The sequence below is a fragment of the Limnospira sp. genome, assembly GCF_051859755.1.
Taxonomy (GTDB): Bacteria; Cyanobacteriota; Cyanobacteriia; order Cyanobacteriales; family Microcoleaceae; genus Limnospira; species Limnospira fusiformis.
The window spans coordinates 1-4,305 of the sequence record NZ_JBIMLI010000039.1 but is presented as its reverse complement, the minus strand read 5'-3'; the positions used below and the strand labels follow the sequence as shown (position 1 = coordinate 4,305).

Annotated in this window: 2 protein-coding genes; one reads left to right on the top strand and one right to left on the bottom strand. The window is 41.7% G+C overall.

All coding sequences use genetic code 11. The features are described from left to right. Nucleotides 1–58: 58 nt before the first annotated feature. Nucleotides 59–1,822, bottom strand: coding sequence for a peptide ABC transporter substrate-binding protein (locus ACTIE0_RS09305; protein WP_006668814.1), 1,764 nt, complete (start codon nucleotides 1,820–1,822; stop codon nucleotides 59–61). Nucleotides 1,823–2,037: 215 nt separating this feature from the next. On the opposite strand from ACTIE0_RS09305, the gene ACTIE0_RS09300 reads away from it, so the two are divergent. Then, a complete protein-coding gene (locus ACTIE0_RS09300; RefSeq protein ID WP_006668815.1) occupies nucleotides 2,038–4,113 on the top strand; it encodes a cation:proton antiporter domain-containing protein in 2,076 nt (691 codons plus the stop codon). Nucleotides 4,114–4,305 lie beyond the last annotated feature (192 nt).

Genomic DNA, 4,305 nt, shown 5'->3' with positions numbered 1-4,305 from the left:
TGGGAGAGGGGTTTGGGGTGAGGGCTGTATTTCATAGAGATGAGAAGCGCTAGATTAACTAAATTGACTGGCGCTGCCAATTTTTAATATCCCAAGTATTAGCATCCCAAGGGGAGGGTTCAATACCAGTTAAAGTATTACTAATTCCCGTAGTAGTCGCACGTTCAACAATGGGCATTACTGCGACATCTTCCCGTAGAAACTCATCCATTTGACGGAATAATAAGGCTCGTTTTTCTGGGTCTAGTTCGGTGGTTGCTTTTCGCCACATTTCGTCATATTGAGGGTTGCAATAACGAGCATAATTAGGTCGTTGCCAATTATTTTCTTTTTGGGAAATTTCCCCACAGGTCCACCACTTCATGTGAGGTCCTGGGTCGGGACTTTCATTTCCTGTAGTTAACATTTGGAGGTCTGCATAAAAATGATTAATGGTGTCGGTATTGGCGGGGTCGCCAGAGAAGAAGATACCCGGGTCAATGCTTTTTAATTCGACCCTTATCCCGATCGCCTCTAAAGACTGTTTAACTATTTCTTGAGTTTTCTGGCGCACGGGATTAACTGATGTTTGAAACACCACGCGCATTTCTAATCCATCTCGGTCACGGATACCATTATTATTAGTATCTTTCCAGCCAGCTTCATCTAACAAAGTTTTAGCTTTTTCTAGGTCGTGGCTATAGTTAATTTGATTGGATCTATAAGCGGCTGGAATAACTATTAATTGCGCGGTCGGACGACCTGTTTTTCCATAAAGTTGATTAGCTATAGTATCACGGTCTATAGCCAAATCAAAGGCTTGTCGGACTCGTTTATCACTAAAAAAGGGATGGGGGAATTGAACACTAGAACGTTCTCCATCTGCGGTAGCTTGATTAGGGTCGGTAAAATTAAACATAATCCTTTCCACATAGGACCCAAAATTCGCCAAAATTTTGCCTTTCCCTCCGGCTGCTAACTGTTGGAGAATATGACCTTCTACCTGTAAGTTAAAAGCATAATCAAAATCTCCCGTTTGTAAGACGGCTCTAGCGGCTGAGGTCGCATCACCACCCCCTTTAATTTCTACTCTTTCAAAAAAGGGTTTATCTGGCTCCCAATAATTGGGGTTAGCTTCGTAAAGGGCTAAGTCTCCGGGTTGAAAACTTACCAGTTTATAGGGTCCGGTGCCAATGGGTTGATTATTCGCCCTAGCGGACCGAATATTAGAGTTATTGTAACTAGCAAAAATATGCTCTGGGAGAATTAAGCCTCTTTGACCAGTAAAAGGAACCGACCAACCCGGAGTAATATTTTTAAAAGTAATTTTGATGGTGTAATCATCTAGGGCTTCTACGCTTTCAATACCTGCGTAAACCTCAGCACTAGATGAACCTACATCAGGGTTCATAATAAAGTTATAAGTGAAAACCACATCTTTGGCGGTGAAAGGTTCGCCGTCAGACCAAGTTACACCCGATCGCAATTTCCAAGTTACCGATTTTCCATCTGCTGCGACACTCCCATTTTCTCGACTGGGAATTTCCGCCGCCAGAAGAGGAATCAGGCGATCGCTATGATCATAACTCGCCAAAGGCTCATACACTAACCTAGCCGCATCAAAGTCTTTAAATCCTGTCGCTAAGTGAGGATTAAGGATAGTAGGAGACTGCCAATAGAGAAGTTTAAGGTTTTTGTCATTTTGAGTAGTTGGCGCGTCCTGGGGGCTACAGGCTGCGAAGGTGATAGACAAGAAACAGGAAAGAATCACTAGAGGTAGGAATAAACGCCGAATCATATTTTTAGGGTAATCAATGTCCGCCCTTAAATTTGTAGCAGACATTAGCACATTTGGCGAACCGATTTAGTTAACCACCTCTCGATTAACTACTTTCCCTAAAAATAGGATTGTCAGAATCCCAAGATTATGCTATAAGTCTATAGTCTATGTAACGGACCTTTTATAATCCCTCTTTTAGGGCGATCGGCGAGACAGGCTGAGGCTTGGCATCTTTCTCCCTTTATATAAGTCTAAGCAATTCTACCGGGAACTAACTCATGGATACTTTGGGATACTTAATCAATACAGACGTAGATGGGTTTTCCATGATTAATCTGACCACTCCCCTCGCGCAAATTTTATCACAACCCATTCAGGACCCCGTAGCGGTTTTCTTAATTATTATGGGGATGATGCTCATTGCTCCCCTAGTATTTGAACGCATAAAACTACCTGGTATTGTCGGATTAATCTTAGCCGGAGTTATTATTGGTCCCCATGGCATAGGGTTACTTGCCAGAGATAATACCATAGTTTTATTGGGGACTGTGGGATTGTTATTCTTGATGTTTCTAGCAGGCTTAGAAACCAGCTTAGACGACCTCAAACTAAATGCCAAGTCAGCCTTTTGCTTCGGTTTACTCACCTTTTTATTACCGATGATACTGGGAACTATAGCCATGATGGCTCTGGGTTACAGTGTATTAGCTGCCATCTTAGTAGCCTCTTGTTTTGCTTCCCATACTCTCCTAGCTTTACCCATCTTAAACCGTCTGGGAATTATGCGTGCTTCCTCCGTAACCGCCACCCTAGGAGGAACCTTAATTACCAATGTGTTAGCCTTATTAGTTTTAGCAGTTGTCGTCAAAGCCCATCGCGGCGATTTAACCCTAGAATTTTGGCTATTTTTAATTCCGGCTTTAACCATTTATACCTTCGCATCTCTCTGGGGAGTTCCCAAAATTGGTCGCTGGTTTTTCCGAAAATTTGGTCATGACGAAGGCGCAGAATTTACCTTTGTTGTCGCCACATTATTAGTAGCTTCCTATGTAGCGCAACTCATCGAAATTGAACCCATTATTGGCGCTTTCTTGGCTGGTATTGCTCTGACTCCTATTATCCCTAACTTGAGTCCATTAATGAACAGGATTCAGTTTATTGGCAATACCCTATTTATTCCCTTCTTTCTCATCTCTGTAGGGATGTTAATTGACCCTCTAATTTTAATCAAAGAACCTCGCTCTCTTTTAGTCGCAGTAGTCATGATTGTGGCAGAATTTATCAGCAAGTATGCAGCCGCTTGGACTTCCGGCAAAGTTTTTGGCTGGCCGTTTCCAGAGAAAATGGTTTGCTTTGGTCTGTCTGTAGCTCAAGCTGCTTCGACTCTGGCGGCGATTACGGTAGCTTTTAATATTGAATTAGTAGATGAGTTAACTGTTAATGGTGTTATTGCCATGATTTTATTTAGTTGTATCGCTTCTCCCTGGATAGTCAATCGTTGGGGTAAATTAGTCAAACCAGCCGAAAAATTAGACGGCGACAATCAGCGCAATTGGTCGGAAAGGGTATTAGTTCCGGTCGCTAACCCTAGCACAGAAGATAACCTATTACAATTGGCGATTTTGCTGGTCAAAAAATCTAAAGGTACTCTATTACCTCTTAATGTGATTTCTGACAAAAACGGTAATATTTCTTCCTCGGCTAAAACTAAACAAAGCCGTTTATTGTCTGTGGCTGAACAGATAGCTCACGCCGCAACGGTTAAGGTTGAGTCTATTGCTAGAATTGATGCAGCTATATCCAGGGGAATTGTTCGTAGTGCCACCGAACGCAACGCGACGCTGATTATTTGCGGTTGGAAGGGGTATTCAACCTATCAAGAGAATTTCTTTGGTAGCGTAATTGATCAGATTATCAGGCGTTCACCTGTGCCAGTTTTGATTACTCGCTTCCCTCAGCCTCTGGAAAATACGGAGAGGGTATTTATGGTATTCAATCAAGGGGAAATTTCCTCTTGGGAATTTAAACAAACTCTGGAAATAACTAAAGCGATCGCTGAAGAAATTAAAGCGAAATTACACTTATTGGTATTGGTGACTGATTATCTGACCGTGGATTTAAATCTTTCATCCTTCGGTCTAAGTAAAGATACCCCAGTTCAACAAATACAAGGGAATTTTATTATGAAAGTTTCCCGAATGCTCAAAACTAATGATTTGTTATTATTAACTCCCGGCAGTCATGAGAATCAGGCTTTCGGATTCTCTAGAAGCGGCTTGGTAGAACCAGAAACAATTGTTCGCGCTCATTCAGATGTTGCGACTATTGTCGTTCATTTCCCTAAACTTAGTTAATGGTTGCTAAATCTCTCTCTTGATATGTTCGTTAATGGTCAAAATCATGTTTAAATCTTCTCAACAATTCAGCCATTTTTCGGTCTATTTCCTAACAGTAATTGACAAAACCAAATTCGGCGTGATATTTTAAGGATAATGCCTATCTTGTGTCTATAACTGGATAACCTGCCGGAAACCATTATTCTGTCG

Excerpts from the sequence above, each read along its gene's own strand:
- ACTIE0_RS09305 (WP_006668814.1), bottom strand. The coding sequence starts at position 1,822 with ATGTCTGCTACAAATTTAAGGGCGGACATTGATTACCCTAAAAATATG.
- ACTIE0_RS09300 (WP_006668815.1), top strand. The coding sequence starts at position 2,038 with ATGGATACTTTGGGATACTTAATCAATACAGACGTAGATGGGTTTTCC.